This is a genomic window from Rhizobacter sp. P1_G5 (genome assembly GCF_056405435.1).
Window position 1 is genome coordinate 1 of record NZ_JBFUCB010000007.1, and the last position, 22,009, is coordinate 22,009.

General features: G+C 70.9%; 19 protein-coding genes. 6 read left to right on the forward strand and 13 right to left on the reverse strand.

Features of this window, described 5'->3' with window-relative positions; genetic code table 11:
* Positions 1 to 128 precede the first annotated feature (128 nt).
* Positions 129 to 959, forward strand: a complete 831-nt coding sequence (locus AC1D12_RS01245; protein ID WP_465111450.1) for a Rossmann-fold NAD(P)-binding domain-containing protein — start codon at positions 129 to 131, stop codon at positions 957 to 959.
* On the opposite strand, the gene AC1D12_RS01250 is transcribed toward AC1D12_RS01245, so the two are convergent.
* The 5 genes from AC1D12_RS01250 to AC1D12_RS01270 form a co-directional block, all read right to left on the reverse strand.
* Complete coding sequence (locus AC1D12_RS01250) at positions 901 to 2,193, reverse strand: biosynthetic peptidoglycan transglycosylase (RefSeq protein ID WP_477838501.1); 1,293 nt, start codon at positions 2,191 to 2,193, stop codon at positions 901 to 903. The genes AC1D12_RS01245 and AC1D12_RS01250 overlap by 59 nt on opposite strands.
* The gene (locus AC1D12_RS01255; RefSeq protein ID WP_477828297.1) at positions 2,190 to 2,726 is read right to left on the reverse strand and encodes a hypothetical protein; all 537 of its coding nucleotides are present in this window, start codon (positions 2,724 to 2,726) and stop codon (positions 2,190 to 2,192) included. The genes AC1D12_RS01250 and AC1D12_RS01255 overlap by 4 nt, the downstream gene beginning before the upstream one ends.
* Complete coding sequence (gene xrtQ / locus AC1D12_RS01260; protein ID WP_477838503.1) at positions 2,710 to 3,549, reverse strand: exosortase Q; 840 nt, start codon at positions 3,547 to 3,549, stop codon at positions 2,710 to 2,712. The genes AC1D12_RS01255 and xrtQ overlap by 17 nt, the downstream gene beginning before the upstream one ends.
* Before the next feature lie 9 nt (positions 3,550 to 3,558).
* On the reverse strand, positions 3,559 to 5,634 hold the full coding sequence (locus tag AC1D12_RS01265) for a VIT and vWA domain-containing protein (protein ID WP_477838505.1): 2,076 nt from the start codon (positions 5,632 to 5,634) through the stop codon (positions 3,559 to 3,561).
* A gap of 141 nt (positions 5,635 to 5,775) precedes the next feature.
* Positions 5,776 to 7,068: an RICIN domain-containing protein gene (locus AC1D12_RS01270; protein ID WP_465111455.1), complete on the reverse strand. Its 1,293-nt coding sequence runs from the start codon at positions 7,066 to 7,068 to the stop codon at positions 5,776 to 5,778.
* Positions 7,069 to 7,261: 193 nt separating this feature from the next.
* Between AC1D12_RS01270 and AC1D12_RS01275 the strand changes: the two genes are divergently transcribed.
* The 3 genes from AC1D12_RS01275 (at position 7,262) to AC1D12_RS01285 (ending at position 10,200) form a co-directional block, all read left to right on the forward strand.
* Positions 7,262 to 8,881 (forward strand): sensor histidine kinase, encoded by a 1,620-nt coding sequence (locus tag AC1D12_RS01275; RefSeq protein ID WP_477838507.1) that lies wholly within the window; start codon positions 7,262 to 7,264, stop codon positions 8,879 to 8,881.
* Positions 8,881 to 9,564, forward strand: a complete 684-nt coding sequence (locus AC1D12_RS01280) for a response regulator transcription factor (protein ID WP_465111457.1) — start codon at positions 8,881 to 8,883, stop codon at positions 9,562 to 9,564. Before AC1D12_RS01275 ends, AC1D12_RS01280 begins: the two co-directional genes overlap by 1 nt.
* A gap of 159 nt (positions 9,565 to 9,723) precedes the next feature.
* The gene (locus AC1D12_RS01285) at positions 9,724 to 10,200 is read left to right on the forward strand and encodes an SgcJ/EcaC family oxidoreductase (protein WP_477824651.1); all 477 of its coding nucleotides are present in this window, start codon (positions 9,724 to 9,726) and stop codon (positions 10,198 to 10,200) included.
* Positions 10,201 to 10,210: 10 nt separating this feature from the next.
* On the opposite strand, the gene creC is transcribed toward AC1D12_RS01285, so the two are convergent.
* The 3 genes from creC to cysK are packed head-to-tail and all read right to left on the reverse strand — an operon-like array spanning position 10,211 to position 13,276.
* Complete coding sequence (gene creC / locus AC1D12_RS01290; RefSeq protein ID WP_477824654.1) at positions 10,211 to 11,641, reverse strand: two-component system sensor histidine kinase CreC; 1,431 nt, start codon at positions 11,639 to 11,641, stop codon at positions 10,211 to 10,213.
* Between the two features lies 1 nt (position 11,642).
* Complete coding sequence (creB, locus tag AC1D12_RS01295; RefSeq protein WP_477838509.1) at positions 11,643 to 12,359, reverse strand: two-component system response regulator CreB; 717 nt, start codon at positions 12,357 to 12,359, stop codon at positions 11,643 to 11,645.
* Positions 12,356 to 13,276: a cysteine synthase A gene (cysK, locus tag AC1D12_RS01300; RefSeq protein ID WP_047501615.1), complete on the reverse strand. Its 921-nt coding sequence runs from the start codon at positions 13,274 to 13,276 to the stop codon at positions 12,356 to 12,358. The genes creB and cysK overlap by 4 nt, the downstream gene beginning before the upstream one ends.
* Positions 13,277 to 13,324: 48 nt before the next feature.
* On the opposite strand from cysK, the gene hemE reads away from it, so the two are divergent.
* Both hemE and AC1D12_RS01310 read left to right on the forward strand, forming a co-directional pair.
* Positions 13,325 to 14,383 (forward strand): uroporphyrinogen decarboxylase, encoded by a 1,059-nt coding sequence (gene hemE, locus AC1D12_RS01305; RefSeq protein WP_477824649.1) that lies wholly within the window; start codon positions 13,325 to 13,327, stop codon positions 14,381 to 14,383.
* A 370-nt stretch (positions 14,384 to 14,753) separates the two neighbouring features.
* On the forward strand, positions 14,754 to 16,820 hold the full coding sequence (locus AC1D12_RS01310) for a primosomal protein N' (protein ID WP_477838527.1): 2,067 nt from the start codon (positions 14,754 to 14,756) through the stop codon (positions 16,818 to 16,820).
* 6 nt (positions 16,821 to 16,826) lie between these two features.
* On the opposite strand, the gene AC1D12_RS01315 is transcribed toward AC1D12_RS01310, so the two are convergent.
* From AC1D12_RS01315 to AC1D12_RS01335, 5 genes are read right to left on the reverse strand one after another with little or no spacing between them, the layout of a single operon-like run.
* A complete protein-coding gene (locus tag AC1D12_RS01315; protein ID WP_477838511.1) occupies positions 16,827 to 17,720 on the reverse strand; it encodes a M48 family metallopeptidase in 894 nt (297 codons plus the stop codon).
* 40 nt (positions 17,721 to 17,760) lie between these two features.
* Complete coding sequence (locus AC1D12_RS01320) at positions 17,761 to 19,362, reverse strand: AmpG family muropeptide MFS transporter (RefSeq protein WP_477838513.1); 1,602 nt, start codon at positions 19,360 to 19,362, stop codon at positions 17,761 to 17,763.
* 30 nt (positions 19,363 to 19,392) lie between these two features.
* Positions 19,393 to 20,250 (reverse strand): anti-sigma factor family protein, encoded by an 858-nt coding sequence (locus AC1D12_RS01325; protein ID WP_477838515.1) that lies wholly within the window; start codon positions 20,248 to 20,250, stop codon positions 19,393 to 19,395.
* A 14-nt stretch (positions 20,251 to 20,264) separates the two neighbouring features.
* Positions 20,265 to 20,798, reverse strand: a complete 534-nt coding sequence (locus tag AC1D12_RS01330) for a sigma-70 family RNA polymerase sigma factor (RefSeq protein WP_477838517.1) — start codon at positions 20,796 to 20,798, stop codon at positions 20,265 to 20,267.
* A gap of 58 nt (positions 20,799 to 20,856) precedes the next feature.
* Positions 20,857 to 21,885, reverse strand: a complete 1,029-nt coding sequence (locus tag AC1D12_RS01335; protein ID WP_477824644.1) for a hypothetical protein — start codon at positions 21,883 to 21,885, stop codon at positions 20,857 to 20,859.
* Positions 21,886 to 22,009 lie beyond the last annotated feature (124 nt).

The window sequence follows — 22,009 nt, forward strand, 5'->3', positions numbered from 1 at the left end:
CGCAGAGGCCGTGGCACGACAACAGCAGGCCCAGTGACGCAAGGCGGAAGCAGCGCATGGCGATCTCCTGACGCGGTAGGTGGGCCGATGATGGCACGCGGCAGGCGTCACACCAAGCGGCCGATCCCGTGCCCGATACTGCAGCGATGTCGCTGATCGATGAAGCCTTGCGGGCCGGCCATGCGCCGCCGCCGCGTGTGAATGCCGCACTGCAGCGCGTGCTGGTCGCCGGTGGCGGCGGGCCGCTGGGCTCGGCGCTGCTGGAGAGCCTGCTGTCGGTGCGCGCGTTTTCCCCCGTCAGCGTGCTCGTCACGCAGCCCACGCGCGCCGCGCTGCGCGGCCTGCGCACTGTTCTGTGGCCGCCAGGCACCGAGCTGCCGCCGGGCGACGAAGCGGTCGGCATCATCGTGTTCGACCGCGAGCGCCATGCCAATGGCCGCGAGCTGGCGTTCTACCGGCCCGAGCCGGCCCAGCTGCCCGCGATCGCCGCGCAATGGCGCGAACGCGGCGTGCGCCACCTGCTGGTCGTGATGCCGCACACGATGGCCAGCCTGCCCGATGCCTTGAAGCGCGGCCTCGCCAACCTCGACGAGCACGCGGTCGCGGCGCTCGGCTTCGAGCACCTGGTGTTCGTGCGCACCGCACAGGCCGGCGCGCACGAACGCATCAGCCACCCGGCGCAGCGCCTCGCGCACTGGATGCTGTCGCAGCTGCAGATGATGGTGCCGCAGCGCGACCGGCCGGTGCGCGCGCAGAAGGTCGCGCAACTCGCCGCGCAGCTTGCGGCCCGGTTGCCGTTCAGTCCCCCCGGCACCCGCGTCGTGCCGCCGGAGACGGTGTGGGAGGCCGCGCAGACCGACGACATCGCCGGCCTGGCGCAGTCATGGCTGAACGGACCCGCTAGCGGGCCAGCGCGAGTGCCAGCGCCTTCTGCAGCGGAGCCACCGGCGCGGCCGTAGTGTCCGGCGGCGCCGCATCGCCGCGCGCCGGCGGCTTCGGCATGCGCGGCAGCGGCCGCATCTGCGACAGCACCCAGCGCACGCGTGCCGCGTTGACCTCGCCGCGCGCCTCGAAGCGCGCCAGCTCCAGGTCGGGGTTGTGCAGCAGGCTCGCCAGCCATGCCGCCTCGGCGGGCGTCAACTTGTCGACACGCTTGTGCAGCAGCTGTGCGGCGGCGGCCTGCGCGCCGCAGCGCCCGTTGCCCCACGGCACCAGGGACAGGTAGAGGTGCAGCACGCGCGCCTTGCCGAGCGTGCGGTCCAGTTCGACGGCATACAGCAGCTCGCGCAGCTTGCGCGCATGGCCGCGGGCGCTGCCGGTGTAGACCAGCCGCGCGAGCTGCTGCGACAACGTGCTGGCCCCGCGCTGCGGTTCGAACGACAGCGCATGGGCGATCTCGTCGAGGTCGTAGCCGGTGTGCTCGTGGAAGCGCTGGTCCTCGGCGGCGATCACCGCGCGCGGCAGCCAGGTGCCGAAGCCGCCGGCCGGCACGACCGCGCCGGTATCGCAGTTCGGCGCCGCATTCAGCAGCGTCTCGGTGCCCAGCCCCGCGACGCGAAAGCCGTCGAGCCGCGGGCGGAACTGCAGCGTGCGCTCGGGCAGGCGCAGCCGCAGGTCGAAGCGCATCAGCCCGTCGACCTGCGCGCGCGGCAGCTCCGGGATAGCTGATGCGAACAGTGCGAAGGCATCGGCGATCGGCGTCACGTCGCCCTGCGCAGTCACCTCGAGTTGCTGCTGCGTCAGCACCGCGCGCCAGCGGCCGCGCACTGCATGCCCGGGCTCGCCGAGCGCGAAGTCGCCTTGCAGGTTCATGTCGGCATCGCGCGCCAGCGTGAACTCGAGGCGCGTCAGCCGCACCGCATCGCCGGGCAGGCCGATGCCGCGCAAAGCGCAGGGCGCGCAGATCGCCCGCCAGGCGTCGGGGCCGTCCGGCGCGAACGCGACGCGCCCGAACGGCGTGCGCAGCGTGCGGCCTTCGAGCACCCTCAGCGTCATCGGGTGGGTCGCGAGCCGGATCACCGTCGGCATGCTGATCGCGCGCTGCCACGGCCCGACATGCAGCGTCTCGGCCCACTCGCCATCGGCCGGCCGCAGCAGGCGCAGCATCGCCCACGCGCCGACCCCCAGCGCGAGCACGAGGCCGAGCGACACGCCGACGATCCACAGCGCCCAGCGCACACGCCAGCTCTTCACAATGACCTCGCTGTCGTGACCGCCTGCCACGGGCCGGTGCTCTGCCCGAGCTGCGCGGCCCAGAACCAGCTCGACGCATCGGTGAAGGCGGCGCCATCGGCACCGACGATCCGCTCGCAGACGCGGGTGCGCTGGCCGTTGCGCTCGGCGACGAAGCAGCGCCACAGCCGCTGCGCCTCGTCGCGCTCCAGCCGCGCCTGCTCGATGCGGTAGCCGAGCCCGCGGTAGCAGTCGGCGGCCGGGTGCAGCATGCGCGTCGGCGTGCGCACCTCGCGCATCACCAGCACCTGCTGGCCGTCGGTGAGGCGCGCGATGCGGCCCGGGAACTGCGCGGCAAAGCGCTGCTCGACGGGGCTCAGCGCGAGCGGGCGCAGCGTGCGGCCGTCCCATTCTCGGGGCCATTCGAAGGCTGCCGCCTCGGCGCCGGCGCGTTCGCGCGGGGTGCCGAGCGCCGGCCACAGCGCACAGGCCAGCAGCAGCGCCGCGAAGCCCAGCTTGTGCCGCAGCCCTTCGGGATCATTGCGGCGCAGCATCATCCACCCCCTTCATCAGGCGCACCACCGCGGCGCAGACCATCGCCAGCACCGCGAGCCCGATACCCTGGTGCCAGGCCTCGGCCAGCGGCCCGCGCGACTCCAGCGCCACCAGCACGGTGTTGCGCAACACGTTGCCGCACAGCACCAGCGCGCCCACGGCCGGCAGCCGCCGCATGAAGCTGCGCTCGCGCAATCCGCCCAGCAGGGCCACCGCGCAGGCGCAGAAGTACGCCATCCACACCATCTGCACGCCGGAGCACGGCGCATCGACGATCACCAGCTGCCCGTCCACCACCATCGCGGTGCCGCTGCGCTCGGCCGCGCGGCCGGCGAGCTGCAGCAGCCAGGTGCTGCATTGCGCCGTCACCAGCCGCAGCGGAAACCCGGCGTAGAACTGCAGCGACGAGACGACCGGCAGCGACAGCACCGCGAGCCCAGCGAGCGGCAGCGTGGCCTGCCCGGACGGCGCGATGGCGCGCCAGCCGCAGGCCAGCGCCAGGGCAGCCAGCAGTGCGCCGGCGAGCGGCGGCAGCACGGCCGCCGACACGGTGGCCAGCACCGTCAGCGCGCCGGCGGCCGTCCACCAGGCCGGGCGCGCCGAGCCGCGCAGGCCCTGCGCCTGCCACACCACCCAACCGACCAGCACGGCGGCCGCGACCAGCCCGAGCGGATCGTCCGAGCCATCGGCCAGCCGCGCCGCGGCCCAGCGCCAGTGCGGCCACAGCGCGACCGCCTGCAGCACTAGCCAGGCGAGCGGCGGCATCGCTTCGAAGCGCCCCAGCCAGCGGCCGGTGGCGGAAGTGGACAACACGGTTCCCATGGCCCGGCCTCATGCGCGCGCTGCCACGCGACGGCGCTGCAGCGCGACACCGGCCACGCCGAACACCACCAGCAGCGCGGCCCAGGCAGCAGGCTCGGGCGTGCTCGGCACCTCGGCGCCCAGTGCGGTCTCGGGCACGCCCTGCGGCAACGGCAGCGGCTGGTCGACGGTGGGCGCGAGGGCCGGGTTCGGGTTGCGCACCACCTGGTCGATCGCGATGAAGCTGGTGTACTGCGTCAGCAGGCTGTACTTCAGGCCGAGCGCGGTGATGGCTTCCTTCTCGGCATTGCCGCCCACCAGCGATTCCTGGTCGCTGAGCGCCGCGATGCGACCGCGGGCCCACAGGTGGCGCAGTGCGGACGAGGTCTGGTCCTCGTGGCCGGCCACGATCAACTCCTCGTGCCACGGCCCGTCGGCCGCACGACCGTCCAGCACCAGCCGGCCGGCGGCCGGCACGCCCGGGTGCGAGCGCCACTTGCCCTGGATCAGCACCGGGCGGCCGCCCAGCACGTCGGGCAGCGCGGGCGGCTCCACGTCGTAGACGTCCAGCCCGTCGAAGCGCGCCTTCAGCTGCGTCAGCACCGGCGAGTCGATGATGCGGCGCAGCCGCTCGGCCTGTGCTGCCGCCTGCGACGGCTTCGTGACGACGAAGGCCTCGCCCTGGCCGGCACGCGCCAGGCCTTCGATCAGGTTGCGGTTGACGCTGCTGCCGATGCYGAACGCGAACACGTTGAAGTCGTTCAGGTGGCGGCGCACCAGCTGGAACACCTCGGACTCGACCGTCACGTAGCCGTCGGTCACGACGATCACGCTGCGCGACAGGTCGGCAGGCTTCGGCAGTTGGGCGATGCGGCGCAGCGCCGGCACGATCTCGGTGCTGCCGCCGCCGCCGGTGTTCGCGAGTGCCTGCAGCGCACGCTCGATGTTGGCGCGCGTGGCCGGCACCGACGCCGGCGACAGCATGCGGCTGCTGCCGGAGAACAGCATCACGTTGAAGGTGTCGCTCGGGCGCAGGCCGCCGATCAGGTTCTGCAGCAGCACCTTGGCGGTGTCCAGCGGGTAGCCGTGCATCGAGCCCGAGATGTCGACCACGAAGATGTAGTCGCGCGGGTTGACCTGCTGCAGCGGCACGGCCTTCGGCGGCTCGACCATCGCGAGGAAGAAGTTCTCGCCGCCGGTCTGCTCGTCGCCGCGGTACAGCATCAGGCCGGAGGCGATGCGGTCGCCGGCCAAGCGGTAGTTCAGGATGAAGTCGCGGTTGTTGGAACTCTTCGCCGGGTCGGCGAGGCTCACGCTCGCATGCGCCGTATCGCCGCCCTGCACACGGATCTCGTGCGACGGCGAGCTCACGTCCTTCACCGCGATCGGTGCATCGACCCGCAGCTTCAGGTCGAACGCGGTGTTCGATTCGACACCGGCGCGCAGGTAGGGCGTCGCGGCCCAGGCCTGCCGGTCCGCCGCACCGGCTGGGTTGCTGTAGCGCGGGCCGACGACGGTCGGGAACACGAAGCCGTACTGCGCGTCGGTCGGCACCAGCAGCTCGGTGTAGCGCAGCTCCACCGCCACGTCGTCGCCCGGCAGGATGTTGGCGACGTTCATCTCGAACACGTTCGGCCGGTGCTGTTCCAGCAGCGCGCTGGTCTTGCCCTCGCGCTTGGCGTTGTCGTACTCGATGCGCGCCTGCTGCTTCTCGCGGATGCGCGCCGTCAGCAGCCGGTTGCCCAGACGCACGTTCATCGCGTAGATGGCAGCCTGCGTCGAGCCGGGGAACACGTAGCGCGCCTCGATCGGGCGCTGGCCTTCGTTGCGGTAGTGCTGCGTGACGGTCACGTCGGCGATCACGCCGCTGATGCGCACGTCGACCGCGGTCGACTTCAGCGGCAGGCGGTCGGTGCCGGGGTCGCCGTTGTCGACGAAGAAGTACGGGCTCTCGCCCTTGCGGGCCTCGGAGTCGTCGGCGCGCGCCGGCGACCAGGCGAGCGTCAGGATCGCGGCGAACAGCGACAGCGCGATGCACAGCAGCACGCGGCCGACGTGGGTGAGGGGGCGGATCGGGTGGAACGGGACGCGGCGCAGCGGGGGCATGTCGATTCTCCTGGGCGCGCCGCAGGGAGGGCGCGTGGCCGCAAGAATCGACGGAACGTGCGAAGTGGTTTCGAAGCCGCCGCAGCGTCGTGTGAAGGGTGTGTGAAGCCGGCCCGCGACCGGCTTCGGGGCCTCAGGGCCTCAGGGCTGGCGCGACCAGTCCTGGTTGAGCCCGCCGCTGCAGGCCTGCTGGCGCACGTCGGCGCCGTCGGTGGTGGCACTGCCGCTCACGTCGGCGCACTTGCCGCTGTGGCGCGCCTTCAGCAGGAAGTAGCCGTTGTTCGCGACCCACTGCCACTGCTGGTTCGTGCCGCCGTTGCAGGCCCACTGGATGATGTCGGCGTTGTCGGCCGTCGAGGCGCCGCTCACGTCCAGGCACTTGCCGCTGTGGACGTTGACGACGTTGAACCAGCCGTTGCCCGCGTCGAAGAACTGCCACTGCTGCCACGCGCCCGAATTGAGCGTGTACTGGCCGACGTTGGCACCGTCGGACTGGTTCGGGTTCTGCACGTCCAGCACCTTGCCGCTGTTGCGGTTCTTCACGTACTCGATCGCCGGCGGCTGCCCGGCGGTGTAGTTCGTGTCCTTCAGCACCGTGCCGTGCCGGTACGGCCCGACCGACGAGAGGCCGGTCCAAGTGGTGAGGTCCGCGCTGGTGGCGCTCCAGATGCCGCCGTTGGTGTACTTGTCGATGTAGATGCGCCAGTTGCCGTCCGTGGTCTGCACCAGCGCCGGCGCTTCGTAGCCCGAACCCCAGCCGGCCCAGTTGCCGGTGCCGACCCAGCTCCACGGACCGAGCAGGTTGCTGGCGATCGCGTGCTCGATGTACTTCGTCGACTCGTTCTTCGCGAAGGCGTGGTAGATGCCGGCCGACTTGACGACGAAGGTGTCGATCTTGTTGGTGCCGATGCCCATGTCGACCGGGCCGCTCCAGCTCGTCAGGCTGCTGTTGGTCGCGGTGTAGACGTAGGGCTTGAAGTCCGACCCCTGCGGCCCGAGGCTCACGATCAGCTTCACCGTGCTGCCTTCGACGAACCACTCGGGCGCCCAGGTGTAGTACGTGCCGGACACGCCGGCGTCGACGGTGGCGACCTGCGTCCAGTTGATCAGGTTGGTGCTCGACGCGATCGCGAAGTAGGTCGACGCGGTGGTCCAGGACTGCACGGTGTACGCGATGTAGTACTTGCCGTCGCTGTGCTTCATGATGCTCGGGTCGCGCAGCACGCCGGTGGACCCGCCGAAGTTCGTGTTCGACAGCAGCTTGAAGCTGGTCGCGTTGTCGGACAGGTAGATCCACAGTTTCTCGTCCGCCGCGGCGTCGCCCTTGAAGGTGGCGAACACGTAGCTCGTCGCCGCGCCGGCGGTGCCGGCGAACGAGGACAAGAGAAGGCCCGTCGCGCCGGCCAGCAGCGCGTTGCGAAATGGAAGTCTCATCGGTTTGTCTCCGTGGTGCGCGTGCGTGCGCGCTTGTTTTGTCGCCGGCGCATCGTAGCGATGGCGATCGATGCGAACCAATCGTGTTTTGCCGGCGTGCGATGCCAGGAACGAAATGCCACGCCCGGTACCGGGTCATGGATGACCGCCGCATGACCGAATCATGATGGCGGCACGGGCGATACAGTGGCGCATGTTCCGACTCCGCCTGTCGCTCGCATTGGCCGCCCTGGTCGCCCTGGTCTGCATCCAGGCGGTGGCCGTGCGCTGGGGCGCGATCCGTGTCTATGCGTACGCGCAGCACAGCCGGCTCGCGAGCGACATCCTGTCCGAGTTGCTGGAGCTGTCGGCCGACAAGCAGCGCCTGCGCGTGTGGGCCTCGCAGCAGCTGATGGGGGCCGATGCCTCGCTCGAGCTGCGCGACCGGCTGCTGGCGCGGATGCAGACCCGTGCCGCCAACCTGAAGGAGCTGGCGGCACGCGACCTCGGCGCGAGGCGCGAACTCGCCGCCGACGACGGCGTGCCGGTGCCGCCCGAGGTGCCGCAGCTGGTGGCCGTCACCGAGCTGCTCGACGACAACATCGCGGCCGTTCGCTCGCGCCTGCTGCAATTGGCGCCGCTCGAGCGCGGCAGCGAGTTCAGCACCGTCTGGCGTGAACTCAACCAGGTGTTCGACACGGCGCGCGGCCGCGACCTGCGCGAGCTCGTCAACGGCGCGATCGAACGCCAGCGCATCGTGGTGCCGGCCGCGCGTGCGGCCACCGTGCACGGGCTGGACATGCTGCGGCTGCAAGGTGGCGCGATGGTGCTGGTCACGCTGGCCGTGGCGGTGCTGCTGGCGCTGCACCTGGGCCGGCGGCTGCAGCGCCCGCTCGACCGCCTGCTGGGCGGCATCCAGGCCCTGCAGGCCAGCGACCTGGGGCACCGCGTCGCGATCGGCTCGGGCGACGAGTTCGACCGCCTGGCCGGGCACTTCAACGCGATGGCGGCCGAGCTGCAGCAACACCGCAGCGAGGCCGATGCGGCGCGCCACCGGCTGGAGGATGCGGTGCAGGCGCGCACCCTGGAACTCAGCACGGCGCACGAGGCCTTGCAGCACATCGATGCGCGCCGCCGCCAGCTGTTCGCCGACCTGGGCCACGAGCTGCGCACGCCGGCCACCGCGATCCGCGGCGAGGCCGAGATCGCGCTGCGCGGCACCGACAAGCCGGTGGCCGAGTACAAGCAGAGCCTGTCGCGCATCGTCGGTGGCGTGAAGCAGCTGGCCGGCGTCATCGACGACCTGCTGCTGATCGCGCGCGCCGAGGCCGACCAGCTGGCGATGCGCTTCGATGCGGTCGACGTGCCGGCGCTGCTCGGCGACGCGGCCGAGCAGGCCGAGGCGCTCGGCGCGCAGCACGAGGTGAGCGTGCAGCTCGATGCGCCGCCGCAGGATGCGTCCGGCCCCGCCAGCGTGCACGCCGACGCCGACCGCCTGCGCCAGGCCGTGGTGATCGCGCTCGACAATGCGGTCCGCTACTCGCGGCGCGGTGGCACGGTGCGCCTGGGTTGGCAGGTGCGCGGCGACCGCATGGAGATCATCGTGAAGGACGACGGCATCGGCATCGAGGCCGAGGAGTTGCCGCTCGTGTTCGAGCGCTTCGTGCGCGGCCGCCGGGCGCGTGCCCACCGGCCGGACGGCACCGGCATCGGGCTGTCGATCGCGCAGGCCATCGTGCGCGCGCACCGCGGCGAGATCCGCCTCGACAGCCGCCTCGACGAAGGCACCACCGTGCGCATCGAGCTGCCGTGCCGGCGGGAGCAGGCGGCATGATGAACCTGCTGGTGGTCGAGGACGACGTGCGGGTCGCCGATTTCCTGGTGCGCGGCCTGCAGGCCGAAGGCTATGCCGTGCAGCTCGCCCGCACCGGGCCGCAGGGGCTGGCGCTGACGCGCAGCAGCGCGCCCGCGCTGCTGGTCCTGGACCTGATGCTGCCCGGCCTGAGCGGGCTGGAGCTGTGCCAGACGCTGCGCGCCGAGGGCTGCCACGTGCCGATGCTGATGCTCACCGCGCTGGGCAGCCTCGAGGACAAGGTGAACGGCCTGCGCCTCGGTGCAGACGACTACCTCACCAAGCCCTTCGCGTTCGAGGAACTGCTGGCGCGCATCGAGGCGCTGCTGCGGCGCGGCCGCGAGCAGCGCCCGCGCGCCGGCAGCCTGCAGGTGGCCGACCTGGTGCTGGACCGCGAAAGCATGCAGGCGAGCCGGGCCGGCAGGCCGATCGCGCTGACGGCCCGCGAGCTCGCGTTCCTCGAGCTGCTGATGAGCGCGCCGGGGCGCGTGTACAGCCGCGAACGCATCCTCTCCAACGTCTGGGGCACGAACGAGGATCCGCTGACCAACGTGGTCGACGTCTACGTGCGCCGCCTGCGCGCCAAGGTGGACGAAGGCCATGCGCTGGCACTGATCAAGACGGTGCGCGGGCTCGGCTACCGGCTCGACGCGCAGCCCGGCTGACGGCGCGCCGCCGTTCATCCGGCGTTCATGTGGGCGTCAGCAGCCGTTCATCGCGCTGCACGGGTCCCGTTCATGTGGCGCTCGAACAATGGCAGCCATGCATCGCGACGCGGTGCAGCGCCGCCGAGGCGGTGTCATCCAACCAGACGAGGACCCTTCATGAACCTGCTGCGTGCAGCTCTCCTTCCCGCGATCGGATTCAGCCTGTCGACCGCTGCCCTGGCGCAGGCGCCGTCCACCCAGGCCTGCCAACCCACCGATGACAAGCAGATCGCGGCCCTGTTCGACCGCTGGAACGATTCGCTGCGCACGCTCGATCCGGACAAGGTCGTCGCGAACTATGCGAGCGACGGCGTGCTGCTGCCCACCGTGTCGGACATGCCGCGCACCAACCCGGCCGAGATCCGCGACTACTTCGTCAAGTTCCTGAAGAGCACGCCGCAGGGCAGGATCGATCGCCGCATCATCAAGATCGGCTGCAACGTCGCGCAGGACGTCGGCACCTACACCTTCACGCTGAAGGGCGGCAAGAAGGTGCATGCCCGCTACACCTACGTCTACGAGTGGCAGAACGGCAGCTGGCTGATCGCGCACCACCATTCGTCGGCGATGCCGGAGGCGGGCGCGGGCAAGTAACGGCCGGCCGTCAGGCGGCCAGCGGCAGCGACAGCGTCGCGATCGCGCCGCCGGCCGCGGCGTTCTTCAGCGTGATGCGCCCTTCGTGCAGCTCGGCGATCTCGCTGACGAACGACAGCCCGAGCCCGGTGCTCTTCTTGCGCGAATGCGGCCGCGCGAGCGAATAGAACTTCTCGAACACCTTCGATTCGGCGTAGTCGGGAATGCCGGGGCCGCTGTCCTGCACGCGCAGGTCGACGCTGCGGCGGTTGATCTGCAGCGACAGCCGCACCGTGCCGCCCTCGGGCGAGAAATCGAGCGCGTTGTCGAGCAGGTTCGACAGCGCGCGCTGCAGCAGGAAGGCATCGCCGTCGACGCTCGCGTCGGATCCGTCCTCGACCACGATCTTCAGCTTGCGCGTGGCCGCCGCGGCCTGCGCGCTCGCGGCCGCCTCGTTCACCAGCGGGCGCAACGCGACCGGCGCGCGCTGCTCCAGGCTGCGCCGCGACTCCAGCGCGGTCAGCTCCATCATCCGGTCGACCAGCTCCTGGATGCGGTGCGTCTCGCGCGCGATGTTGGCGATGAAGCGCGCGCGGTCGGCATCGGGCATCGGCTCCTGCAGCAGCTCGGCCGCGCCGCGGATCGCCGACAGCGGGCTCTTCACCTCGTGCGTCAGCGTCTGCACGTAGTCGGCCACGTAGTTGCGCCCGGCCAGCGCGTCGCGCATCTCGTCGTAGGCGGCGCCGATCGCGCCGAGTGCGCGCCGGCCGAGCCGCGGCAGGCTGAAGCTGCGCTGCGCGCGCACATAGCGCACATAGTCGGCGATCAGCCCGAACGGCCGCACCAGCCACACCGAGACGATCACCACCAGCAGCAGCACCGCGACCACCGAGGTCACGCCGACCAGCAGCGTCTTGCGCCGCGCTGCATCGACGAACTGCCCGAAGCTCTGCACCGGCTTGCCGACACTGACCGCGCCGATGATCTCGTTGCGCGCGCGCACCGGGGCGGCGACGTACATCACCGCGGTGCGGTTGTCGTTGTCGATGTCGGGCGTGGTGCGCGCACCGTACTCGCCCTGCAGCGCGCGCCACACGTCGTGCCACTGCGCGTAGTCCTCGCCGAGGTGGCGCTGCGTCGAGTCGTAGACCACCTTGCCGGCGCGGTCGGTGACGATCAGGCGCAGCTCCACGCGGGTCTTCTCGAAGCCGAAGATGTCGGCCTTGAAGCGCCGCGCATACAGCGACTCGAACACCGGCGCGAGGGTCTGGGCGCGCAGCGTGCCGTCGGCCGACGAGGCCTCCAGCGTCGCGGCGATCAGGTGCGCCGTCTCGACCAGCGATTCCTCGGCCGACTCGCGGTAGCGCGGGTCGATGTCGCCGAGCAGGCGGTACATCAGCACGCCGACGCCGAACGCGTAGGCGAGCAGGATGCCGACGAAGATCCGCGTCCGCTTCGAGATGTCAGCTCTCCGGCTTGGTGGCCGGCAGGTCTTCCGCCAAGGCGTAGCCGGTGCCGCGGTGCGTCTTGATCGGCTCCAGCCCCGGCGCGACGAGCTTCATCTTCGCGCGCAGCGTCTTCACGTGCGCGTCGACCGTGCGGTCGAGGCTCTCGGTGGCGTCGTCCCACACGCGCTCGAGCAGCGTGTCGCGCGAGAACACATGGCCCGGGCGCGAGACCAGCGTCTTCAGCAGGCCGTACTCGTAGCGCGACAGCTCGAGCAGCTGGCCGTAGAAGCGGATCTGCCGCCGCCCGTCGTCGACCGCGATCGGCAGCACCGGTGCGGCTGCAGCGGCCGGCGGCGCGGCCGCCGGCTTCGCCGCGCGGCGCAGCACCGTGCGGATGCGCGCCACCAGCTCGCGCGGCGAGAACGGCTTGGCGACATAGTCGTCCGCGCCCAGCTCGAGCCCGACCACGCGGTCGATCTCGTCGCTGCGCGCGGTCAGGAACACCACCGGCACGTCGGCCAGCGCGCGGATGCGCTTGAACACCTCGAAGCCGCTCGCGTCGGGCAGGCCGACGTCGAGGATCACCAGTGCCGGTGGCTGGGCCTGCACCTGCGCAACGGCCTCTTCGCCGGTCGCCACCCAGGCCGGCTCGAAGCCGTYGGTGCGCAGCGCGTACTGCAGCGTGTCGGCGATGCCGGGTTCGTCCTCGACGATCAGGATGCGCGGCTTCATTCGGTCGGCAGGAAGCCTTCGATCGACAGGTAGCGCTCGCCGGTGTCGTAGTTGAAGCCGAGCACCGTCGCGCCGGCCGCCAGCTCGGGCAGCTTCTGCGCGATCGCGGCCAGCGTCGCGCCCGACGAGATGCCCACCAGCAGGCCTTCCTCGCGTGCGGCGCGGCGGGCCATCTCCTTCGCGGCCTCGGGGTCGACCTGGATCACGCCGTCCAGCAGGTCGACGTGCAGGTTCTTCGGGATGAAGCCGGCGCCGATGCCCTGGATCGGGTGCGGGCCCGGCTTGCCGCCGCTGATCACCGGCGACAGCGTCGGCTCGACCGCGAACACCTTCAACTTCGGCCAGCGCGCCTTCAGCACCTTCGCGCAGCCGGTGATGTGGCCGCCGGTGCCCACGCCGGTGATCAGCGCATCGATGCCGCTCGGGAAATCGGCGGCGATCTCCTCGGCGGTGGTGCGCACGTGGATGTCGATGTTGGCCGGGTTGTCGAACTGCTGCGGCATCCAGGCGCCGGGCGTCTCGGCCACCAGCTCGTTGGCGCGCGCGATCGAGCCGTTCATGCCCTTCTCGCGCGGCGTCAGCACGAAGGTCGCGCCGTAGGCCAGGATCAGGCGGCGGCGCTCGACGCTCATGCTCTCGGGCATCACCAGCACCAGCTTGTAGCCCTTCACCGCGGCGACCATCGCGAGGCCCACGCCGGTGTTGCCCGAGGTCGGCTCGATGATCGTGCTGCCCGGCTTCAGCGCGCCGCTCGCCTCGGCGGCCTCGACCATCGCGAGCGCGATGCGGTCCTTGATGGAGCCGCCCGGGTTGGAGCGCTCGCTCTTCACATAGACCTGGTGCGTGCCGCCGAACAGGCGGTTGATGCGGATGTGCGGCGTGTTGCCGACCGTCTGCAGGACATTCGATGCGAGCATGGGTACCTCCGTCGTTGGACCGCAAATTATGGGCGCGATAATTCGCCGATGTACGCCGCCCTCCAGAACGACACCTTCCTGCGCGCGTGCCTGCGCCAGCCCACCGACCACACGCCCGTCTGGCTGATGCGCCAGGCCGGCCGCTACCTGCCGGAGTACCGCGCCACGCGCGCCAGGGCCGGCAGCTTCATGGGCCTGGCCACCAACACCGGCTACGCCACCGAGGTCACGCTGCAGCCGCTCGAACGCTATGCGCTGGATGCAGCCATCCTGTTCAGCGATATCCTGACCGTGCCGGACGCGATGGGTCTGGGCCTGAGCTTCGCGCTCGGCGAGGGGCCGAAGTTCGCGTCGCCGGTGCGCGACGAGGCCGCCGTCGACCGGCTGGCCGTGCCCGACATGGACAAGCTGCGCTACGTGTTCGACGCGGTCACCTCGATCCGCCGCGCACTGAACGGCCGGGTGCCGCTGATCGGCTTCTCGGGCAGCCCGTGGACGCTCGCCTGCTACATGGTCGAGGGCGCCGGCTCCGACGACTACCGCCTCGTGAAGACGATGCTGTACGGCCGCCCCGACCTGATGCACCGCATGCTCTCGATCAATGCCGATGCGGTCGCGCTGTACCTGAACACGCAGATCGAGGCCGGCGCGCAGGCGGTGATGATCTTCGACAGCTGGGGCGGCGTGCTGGCCGACGGCGCGTTCCAGGCCTTCAGCCTCGCCTACACGCAGCGCGTGCTGAGCCAGCTGAAGAAGGAGCACGACGGCCAGCGCATCCCGCACATCGTGTTCACGAAGGGCGGCGGCCTGTGGCTCGAGGAGATCGCCGGCAGCGGCGCCGACGTGGTCGGCCTCGACTGGACCGTCAACCTCGGCCAGGCGCGCCAGCGCATCGGCGGCCGCGTCGCGCTGCAGGGCAACCTCGACCCGAACGTGCTGTTCGCGCCGCCGGCGCAGATCCGCGCCGAGGTCGAGCGCACGCTGCAAAGCTACGGCAGCGACCGCACCGGCCACATCTTCAACCTGGGCCACGGCATCAGCCAGTACACGCCGCCGGAGCATGTGTCGGTGCTGGTCGATGCGGTGCACGAGGCCTCACGGCGCTGAATTGCGGTTACAAAGCCAGGGTCTTCTGGGGGGAGTGATTTCCCCAGGTACGTTTGCACAGTGCTTGACTTATCCCCAAAACGCTGAATGTGACGAATGGCCGCTCTTGCATCAACGAAGGTCACTGCCGGATCGGGGTGCACGCGCTAAGTTGTTGATTTCATTGGCAGTGAAAACTGCCGCGAAAGTGAGCAACGCAAGCGGAGGCCAAGCAGATCAAGAACTTAGCGCAGCTCTCTGCAGGTTTCCCACAAAGTTATCCACAGAACGCGGGGAAAGCTCCAAAACGCTTTGTGTATCAGCGACTTAGATGGAATTCCTGAGGGGCCCTCTAGCTTTGATCGATAACTCGCCCCCGCCGGCCACCGACCTGGCCACCGCCTTGCCGGTGGCGGTCGAAACCCCGCAACACAGCGGGCTGCAGGGCACGCTCGACTACACAAGCGAGCGCCTACTCTCACCAGGAACTTTGGTGCGCGTGCCCTTGGGGCGGCGCGAGGTGCCCGGCATCGTCTGGCCGGGCGAGGCCAGCAGCGAGCCGACGCTGGCGCTGAAGCCGATCGCGCAGGTGCTGGACGCGTTGCCGCCGCTGAGCACCCGCTGGTGCGAGCTGGTCGGCTTCGCGGCGGCGTACTACCAGCGCAGCGTCGGCGAGATGGCGCTGGCGGTGCTGCCGCCCGAGTTGCGCAAGCTCGACAACGACCAGCTCGCGAACCGCGTCGCGCGCCTGCGCAAGGCGTTTGCCGCGGAACCCGCGCCGGCGGCCGCTGCGCCGGCCGCGCCCGAACTGAACGCCGACCAGGCCGCGGTGCTGGAGCAACTGCAGGCGCTGCACACGCCGGGCGCGGCGCCGGTCGTGCTGCTGCACGGCCTGACCGGCAGCGGCAAGACCGAGGTCTACCTGCGCGCCGCGGAGCGGGCGCTTGCCGCCGGCCAGCAGGTGCTGGTGCTGGTGCCCGAGATCAACCTGACGCCGCAGCTGGAGGCCCGCTTCGCCGAGCGCTTCGGCAGCGGGCCGGCGCCGCGGCGCATCGTCTCGCTGCACAGCGGCCTGACGCCGGCGCAGCGGCTCAAGCACTGGCTCGCGGCGCACCTCGGGCTGGCCGACCTGGTGCTCGGCACGCGGCTCGCGGTGTTCGCGCCGCTGCCGCGCCTGGGCCTGATCGTCGTCGACGAGGAGCACGACCCGTCCTACAAGCAGCAGGAAGGGGCGCGCTACTCGGCGCGCGACCTCGCGGTGTACCGCGGCAAGCTCGAAGGCGCCTGCGTGGTGCTCGGCTCGGCCACGCCGTCGATCGAGAGCTGGCAGCGCGCCGACCAGGGCCGCTACGTGCGGCTGACGATGGGGCAGCGCATCGGCGGCGGCGCGCTGCCGGCGGTGCGGCTGGTGGACATGAACCTGCTGCCCAAGATCAAGGGCATCAGCACCGCGCTGTCGCCGCAGCTGGTGGCGGCGCTCGGCAAGCGGCTCGAGCGCGGCGAGCAGAGCATGCTGTTCCTGAACCGGCGCGGCTATGCGCCGGTGCTGCACTGCGGCGAATGCGGCTGGAAGAGCGGCTGCCCGAACTGCAGCGCCTTCCGCGTGTTCCACCGCGTCGACCGCACGCTGCGCTGCCACCACTGCAGCCTGACGCAGCCGGTGCCGCGCGCCTGCCCCGATTGCGGCAACCTCGACATCGCGCCGATGGGCCGCGGCACCGAGCGGCTGGAGGAGCAGCTCGCGCAGGCCTTGCCCGGCGCGCGCATCGCGCGCATCGATGCCGACTCGACGAAGCTGAAGGGTTCGCTCGAGGCGCAGCTGTCGGCGGTGCACGACGGCAACGTCGACGTGCTGGTCGGCACGCAGATGGTGGCCAAGGGGCACGACTTCCGGCGCATCACGCTGGTGGCGGCGGTCGACCCCGACAGCGCGCTGTTCAGCAGCGATTTCCGGGCGCCGGAGCGGGTGTTCTCGCTGCTGATGCAGGCCGCGGGGCGGGCCGGGCGCGATGCGGCGCAATCGGGCGCGAGCGAGATGTGGGTGCAGACCTGGCACCCGCAGCATGCGCTGTACCAGGCGCTGCGCACGCACGACTACGCGGCCTTCGCGGCGCAGCAGCTGAAGGAGCGCGAGATGGCGGGGCTGCCGCCGTTCACGCACCTGGCGCTGCTGCGGGCCGAGGCGCGCACGCCGCAGGCGGCGCGCGATTTCCTGCAGGCGGCGGCGGACTTGGCGAACCAGTTCGAAGGCGCCGACCAGCTGCTGATCTACCCGCCGGTGCCGACCAGCATCGCGCGCGTCGCGAACGTCGAGCGCATGCAGATGCTGATGGAGGGGCCGTCGCGCGGCGTGCTGCAGCGGGTGCTGAGCGCGTGGGTCGCGAGCCTGCCGTCACTGCGCGGCGAGCACAAGGGCGTGCTGCGCTGGGCGCTGGACGTGGACCCGCTGGCGATCTGAGGCGATCTAGGGCGACTTCTTCGCGGGCGGCTCGAAGCGCTGCGAGGGCTTCGCGGCCTTCGCATACAGCCCCTCGACGCGCGGCAGGTTCGCCTCGATGTCGCGGATGCGGGTCGGGCCCGACGGGTGGGTCGACAGGAACTGCGGCGGCGCGCCCTTGCTGGCCTGCGCCATCTTGTTCCACAGGCTGACGCCGGCCCGCGGGTCGTAGCCGGCGCGCGCGGCCAGCTCCATGCCGACGAGGTCGGCCTCGGACTCATCCTCGCGGCCGAACTTCAGCGTCAGCAGCTGGCCGCCCATGTCGGCCACCGAGCGGCCGAGGCTGCCGAGCCCGAGGATCGCGGCGCCGAGCCCGATCGCCCCCTGCGTCGCCATGTTCTTGCCCATGCGCTCGCGGGCGTGCTCGCGCAGCGCATGCGCGACCTCGTGGCCCATCACCATCGCGACCTCGTCGTCGGTCAGCTGCAGCTGCTCGAGGATGCCGGTGTAGAACGCGATCTTGCCGCCGGGCATGCAGAACGCGTTGACCTGCTTCGAGCCGATCAGGATGACCTCCCACTTCCAGCGGCTCGCCCGCTCGTTCCACTCGGAACTGAACGGGATGATGCGCTGCGAGATCGCGCGCAGCCGCACCACCTGCGGGTGGCTGTCGGGGCCGAGCGCGCGCTGCGCCGCGGCCTGCTGCTTCAGCTGCGCGTACTGCTGCGCGGCGGCCTGCTCGATCTGGTCGGCCGACACCAGCTTCGTGAAGCGCGATTCGCTGCCCACGTCGACGCCGTCGCGCGCCCAGGCCGGCACGGCCAGCGTCGCGCCGGCGGAGGCCAGCGTCGCGGCGAAGCGGCGGCGGGCGTGGAAGGCGCAGCCGCAGGTGATCGAGGGCAGGTCGGCGTCGTGGTTCATGGCAGGTTCAGACTGGCAGATGGGGTTGCGGTTCCCGGACTCAATCATCGGCCGGAAGCTGTGTCGGATCGACCTCGAGCGCCTGCACCGGCGCGCGCAGCCACACGAGCATCAGCAACGCCGGCAGCGCGAGCACGGTGGACAGCAGGAAGAAGGTCGGCCAGCCGATGGTCTCGGCCGTGACGCCGGCCACCGGCCCGACCCAGACGCGCCCGACCGACGCGAACGCGCTCAGCAGCGCGTACTGCGTCGCGGTGAAGCGCTGGTTGCACAGGCCCATCAGGAACGCGACGAACGCGGTCGTGCCCATGCCGCCGGTGATGTTCTCGAGCGCGATGACCATCAGCAGCCCGCCGTCGACCGGCGTCGCCTGCTTCAGCCAGACGATGGTCCAGTCGAAGGCCGGGATCGTGACCCCCGGCAGCAGCCCATGGCCGTGGCCGGCGAGCCACCAGAAGCCGAGGTTGCTGAGCATCTGCAGCACCCCGAACAGCAGCAGCGCGCGCCACAGCCCGAGCTTGAGCATCAGCGCGCCGCCGAGCAGCGCACCGCCGATCGTCAGCCACAGGCCGATCAGCTTGTTCGCGACGCCGACCTCGGCCGGGCCGAACTGCATCGCCTTCAGCAGGAACGGCGTCATCAGCGAGCCGGCGAACGCATCGCCCAGCTTGTAGAGCACGATGAACGCGAGGAAGGCGCCGGCGCCCGGCTGCGCGAAGTAGCTGCGCAAGCCCCCGAGCAGCGTCTCGAAGCGGGCCGCGCGCGCCGCCCAGGCGGCCAGCGGCAGCGTGAACGCGATGCCCAGCAGCAGCGCGAGCAGCTCGGTCCAGCGCTGTTGCAGCGCGGCCGGCAGGCTGCTGCCGGCCCACCACGGCGACAGCAGCGCCGCGGCGATCGGCGGCCCGAAGCGTTCGCTCAGCACGAAGCCGAGCGCGACCGCGCACAGCACCGCGCCGAAGCCRATCACGTCCTGCCGCGCGACCGACGACGGCCGCAGCGCCAGCGGCAAGCGGGGCAGCGCGACCGCCGACAGCACCGCGGCGCCGACCATCAGCCCGGCCATCACGCGGTAGACGTCGGGCCACGACCAGCCGCCGCCCTGCGTCGGGTCGACCCAGATCAGCGCGACGCCGCCCGACAGGATCATCGCGAGCCGGTAGCCGAGCACGTAGAGCGACGAGCCCAGGCCGCGTTCGCGGGCCGGCAGCAGGTCGGTGCGGTAGGCGTCGACGACCACGTCCTGCGAGGCCGAGACGAAGGCGACCAGCACCGCCAGCAGCGCGAAGCTGCGCGTCGCGCTGCCGGGCGAGGTGGCGGCCATCAGCAGCAAGGCACCGGCGAGCGCCAGCTGCGTCAGCACCAGCCAGCCGCGGCGCCGGCCGAGCCAGGGCAGCTCGAAGCGGTCCATCAGCGGCGCCCACAGGAACTTGAAGGTGTAGGGCAGGCCGACCAGGCTGAGGAAGCCGATGGTCGCCATGTCGATGCCCTCGACGCTGAGCCAGGCCTGCATCGCCTGGCCGGTCAGCGCGAGCGGCAGGCCGGACGCGAAGCCGAGCACGCTGACGACCAGCAGCCGGAAGGCGACGGCCGCCCGGGAGGACGGCAGCGCGGGCGCAGGCTGCACGGGGACGGAATCGGACATCGCCCGATTCTAGAGAGTGAGTGACGGCCGTTACTTTGGCGCGTTGGCGGCGGGCTGCTGCCGGTAGATGGCCTCGGCCAGCGCCAGCAGCTGCTCGCGCGGCAGGCTGCCGGCCAGCGCGTAGCCGGTGCCGGCCTCGACCCAGTAGAAGAGGTTCACGTCGCCGTCGCGCTCGAAGCGGAACGCGGCCGGCGCGGCCTCGTCGGGTTTGCGCAGGTAGACGGTGACGCGGGCCGTGCCGCCGCTGGCCTGGTACATCAGCTGCGCACCGGGCCCGGCGCCGGCCCCGTCGGGCAGCAGCCGCCCGCCGACCAGCTCGTAGCCCTGCTCGCGCAGGTCGAACAGCTTGACCGGCACGTTCAGGCGCCGCRTCAGCCAGCGCGACAGGTGTTCTTCCTGGGCGCGGCTTTCCTCGGCGGTCTTGCCGGCCACCGCGACCTCGACCGGGTGGCGCTGCTCGGGCACGTAGACGCTGTGCGCAAGTGCTGCGCGCTGCACCCAGCCACCGGCCGGCGCCTGGGCGACGAGCGTGCGCGCCGGCTGCACCCGCCACATCGCGCCGGCGCCGATCAAGCCGCCGAGCGCGAAGATCGCGAGCGCCGCCGCCCACTGGCCGCGGCCGTGCCACCCCGGGGTGGCTGCCTCGGGCGCGTGCTGCCACACGAGCTGCTGCAGCCGTTCCGGCACCGGCTCGGTCGCCGCGGGCGCCAGGCGGGCGCGCAGCGCATCGCGGTCGGCGGCCCACAGCCGCACGCGCGCGGCCTCTTCGGGGTTGGCCTGCAGCCAGGCATCGACCTCGGCGCGGCGCTCGGGCGGCAGTTCGCCGTCGAGCCACGCGCTCAGCGTGTCGTCGCGTTCGTCGGGGGAGGAGAAGAGGGGGGCGGGCATCATCGACATCCGGTTCAGACCACGCGTCGAAGCGGCTGCGCCGACGGCACCGGCGCGCGGCCGTCGAGCAGCGCGCGCAGCGCGGCGCGCCCGCGCGAGATGCGCGACATCACGGTGCCGATCGGGATGCGCAGCACCTCGGCGCATTCGGCATAGGACAGTTCCTCGACCGTCACCAGCAGCAGCGGCTCGCGCTGCTCGATGGACAGGCGCTGCAGCGCGGCGACCAGGTCCATGCGCAGGCCGACGTCGGCACCGGGGTCGCTGCCGCGCAGGTCCTGCTCGGCCTGCAGCTCGTGCGGATCCATGATCGACAGGCGCCCGCTGCGGCGCAGCGTGTCCATGTGGGCGTTGTGCGCGATGCTGATGACCCACACCAGGACGTCGCGCTGCTGGTCGAACTGGTGCCAGTGCGACATCGCGCGCTCCAGCGCGGTCTGCACCAGGTCGTCGGCCGCGGCGGCATCGATCAGCAGCGAGCGCGCATAGCGCCGCAGCCGCGGGATCGTGCCGAGGAGCTGCTGGCGGAAGGTGATGGGAACGCTCACCTGATGTCTACGCGAAAYGGGATCGGTCTATTCCCGATTCGAGCACAGTGAGCACCCGTCACCAAGCTCCGGCCCCGAACAAGCGAACATTTCTGCCCGCGTCATCAAGGTACTCGCCGGCTTCGCAGCGACCCAGGTTGGTAGCGCCTCCCACGCCCAGGCTCAGGTCGCTGATGGTCCCGACGCGAAATGCGCCGGCGATGCATTCCATGGCCGCCGAGTTGGCATCGATCGTCGTCACGACGGGGTTGCCTTCGTTGGCCAGCCATTTGAGAAGCACCGTGCGATCGCGCGCCGAGGCGCCCTTGAACAGGGATTGCGATATGAAATCCCGGGATGACGCTTCAGCCTTCGCAAACACCAGAGTTGCCCGAGTCGGCTGCAACGCCGCGAGCCACTGTGTCATGTCGGCCAGAACGCCTCGCTGCCGAAAGGTTTCCGCACCGTAGTGATAGGCCCCGGATGCACCCGTGTTTGCGTTGAACCCCGCAATGAACGTGCAGGAATCAAGGCGAGATGTGACGAGGCGGACATCACCATTGCACACCAGGCCTTGGCCCATCTCGATGAACCCACCGGGGTTCATGAGCGAGACGACGGCCCTGCGCGGCGAGGTCTCCGAGGCCTCCGACAGCGATTCTTCCTCGTTGGTTTCCAGTAGTTCGTCATACGAGTCCGTCGACGAATCAATCGATTCCCAACGTACTTGGGCCACGGGAACGGATCCGAAATCGCAACCTCCGCTGGCGTTGTGAATCACCAACCGCAACGGTTGATTTCCGGCATCGAGTTGAAACACGTCGTCCATCCGCAGGATGTGCACGGTCGTCGGTTGCAGGGCCTGGATGTCCAACACGATTTGCCGAGGTGCGGCCGGCTCGGCGCCGGGTCGCAGATCGACACTCCTTCCCTCGTAGCCGTCCAGCCGAATGAAGGCAAGGTTCTTGAGCCCCGCCACGGCTGCCGGAATGGCGGGCATCCCTGGTGGCATGTAGATGTTGGCAAGCGCCGAGTTCTCCGCTTCGGCCTCGGCTTCCCAGGCCGCCCACACCGCTGTCGACAATTCGGAAACCACCGCTGCTGTCAAGGCTGGGTCCTCCGAAAGATCGACATCGGGGCCCGCGCGAGCGTGAAGCAGAGCCTGTCGAACTTCGGTGGACAACTCGGGGACTTGCTCATCGAGTGCCTGGGCGAGCGTTCGGGGCGGAAGG

Bases quoted from the DNA above. Each gene is read 5' to 3' on its own strand.
- AC1D12_RS01270 (WP_465111455.1), bottom strand. From the start codon at position 7,068: ATGAGACTTCCATTTCGCAACGCGCTGCTGGCCGGCGCGACGGGCCTT.
- AC1D12_RS01280 (WP_465111457.1), top strand. From the start codon at position 8,881: ATGAACCTGCTGGTGGTCGAGGACGACGTGCGGGTCGCCGATTTCCTG.
- AC1D12_RS01275 (WP_477838507.1), top strand. From the start codon at position 7,262: ATGTTCCGACTCCGCCTGTCGCTCGCATTGGCCGCCCTGGTCGCCCTG.
- xrtQ (WP_477838503.1), bottom strand. From the start codon at position 3,549: ATGGGAACCGTGTTGTCCACTTCCGCCACCGGCCGCTGGCTGGGGCGC.
- cysK (WP_047501615.1), bottom strand. From the start codon at position 13,276: ATGCTCGCATCGAATGTCCTGCAGACGGTCGGCAACACGCCGCACATC.
- AC1D12_RS01255 (WP_477828297.1), bottom strand. From the start codon at position 2,726: ATGCTGCGCCGCAATGATCCCGAAGGGCTGCGGCACAAGCTGGGCTTC.
- hemE (WP_477824649.1), top strand. From the start codon at position 13,325: ATGTACGCCGCCCTCCAGAACGACACCTTCCTGCGCGCGTGCCTGCGC.
- AC1D12_RS01315 (WP_477838511.1), bottom strand. From the start codon at position 17,720: ATGAACCACGACGCCGACCTGCCCTCGATCACCTGCGGCTGCGCCTTC.
- AC1D12_RS01285 (WP_477824651.1), top strand. From the start codon at position 9,724: ATGAACCTGCTGCGTGCAGCTCTCCTTCCCGCGATCGGATTCAGCCTG.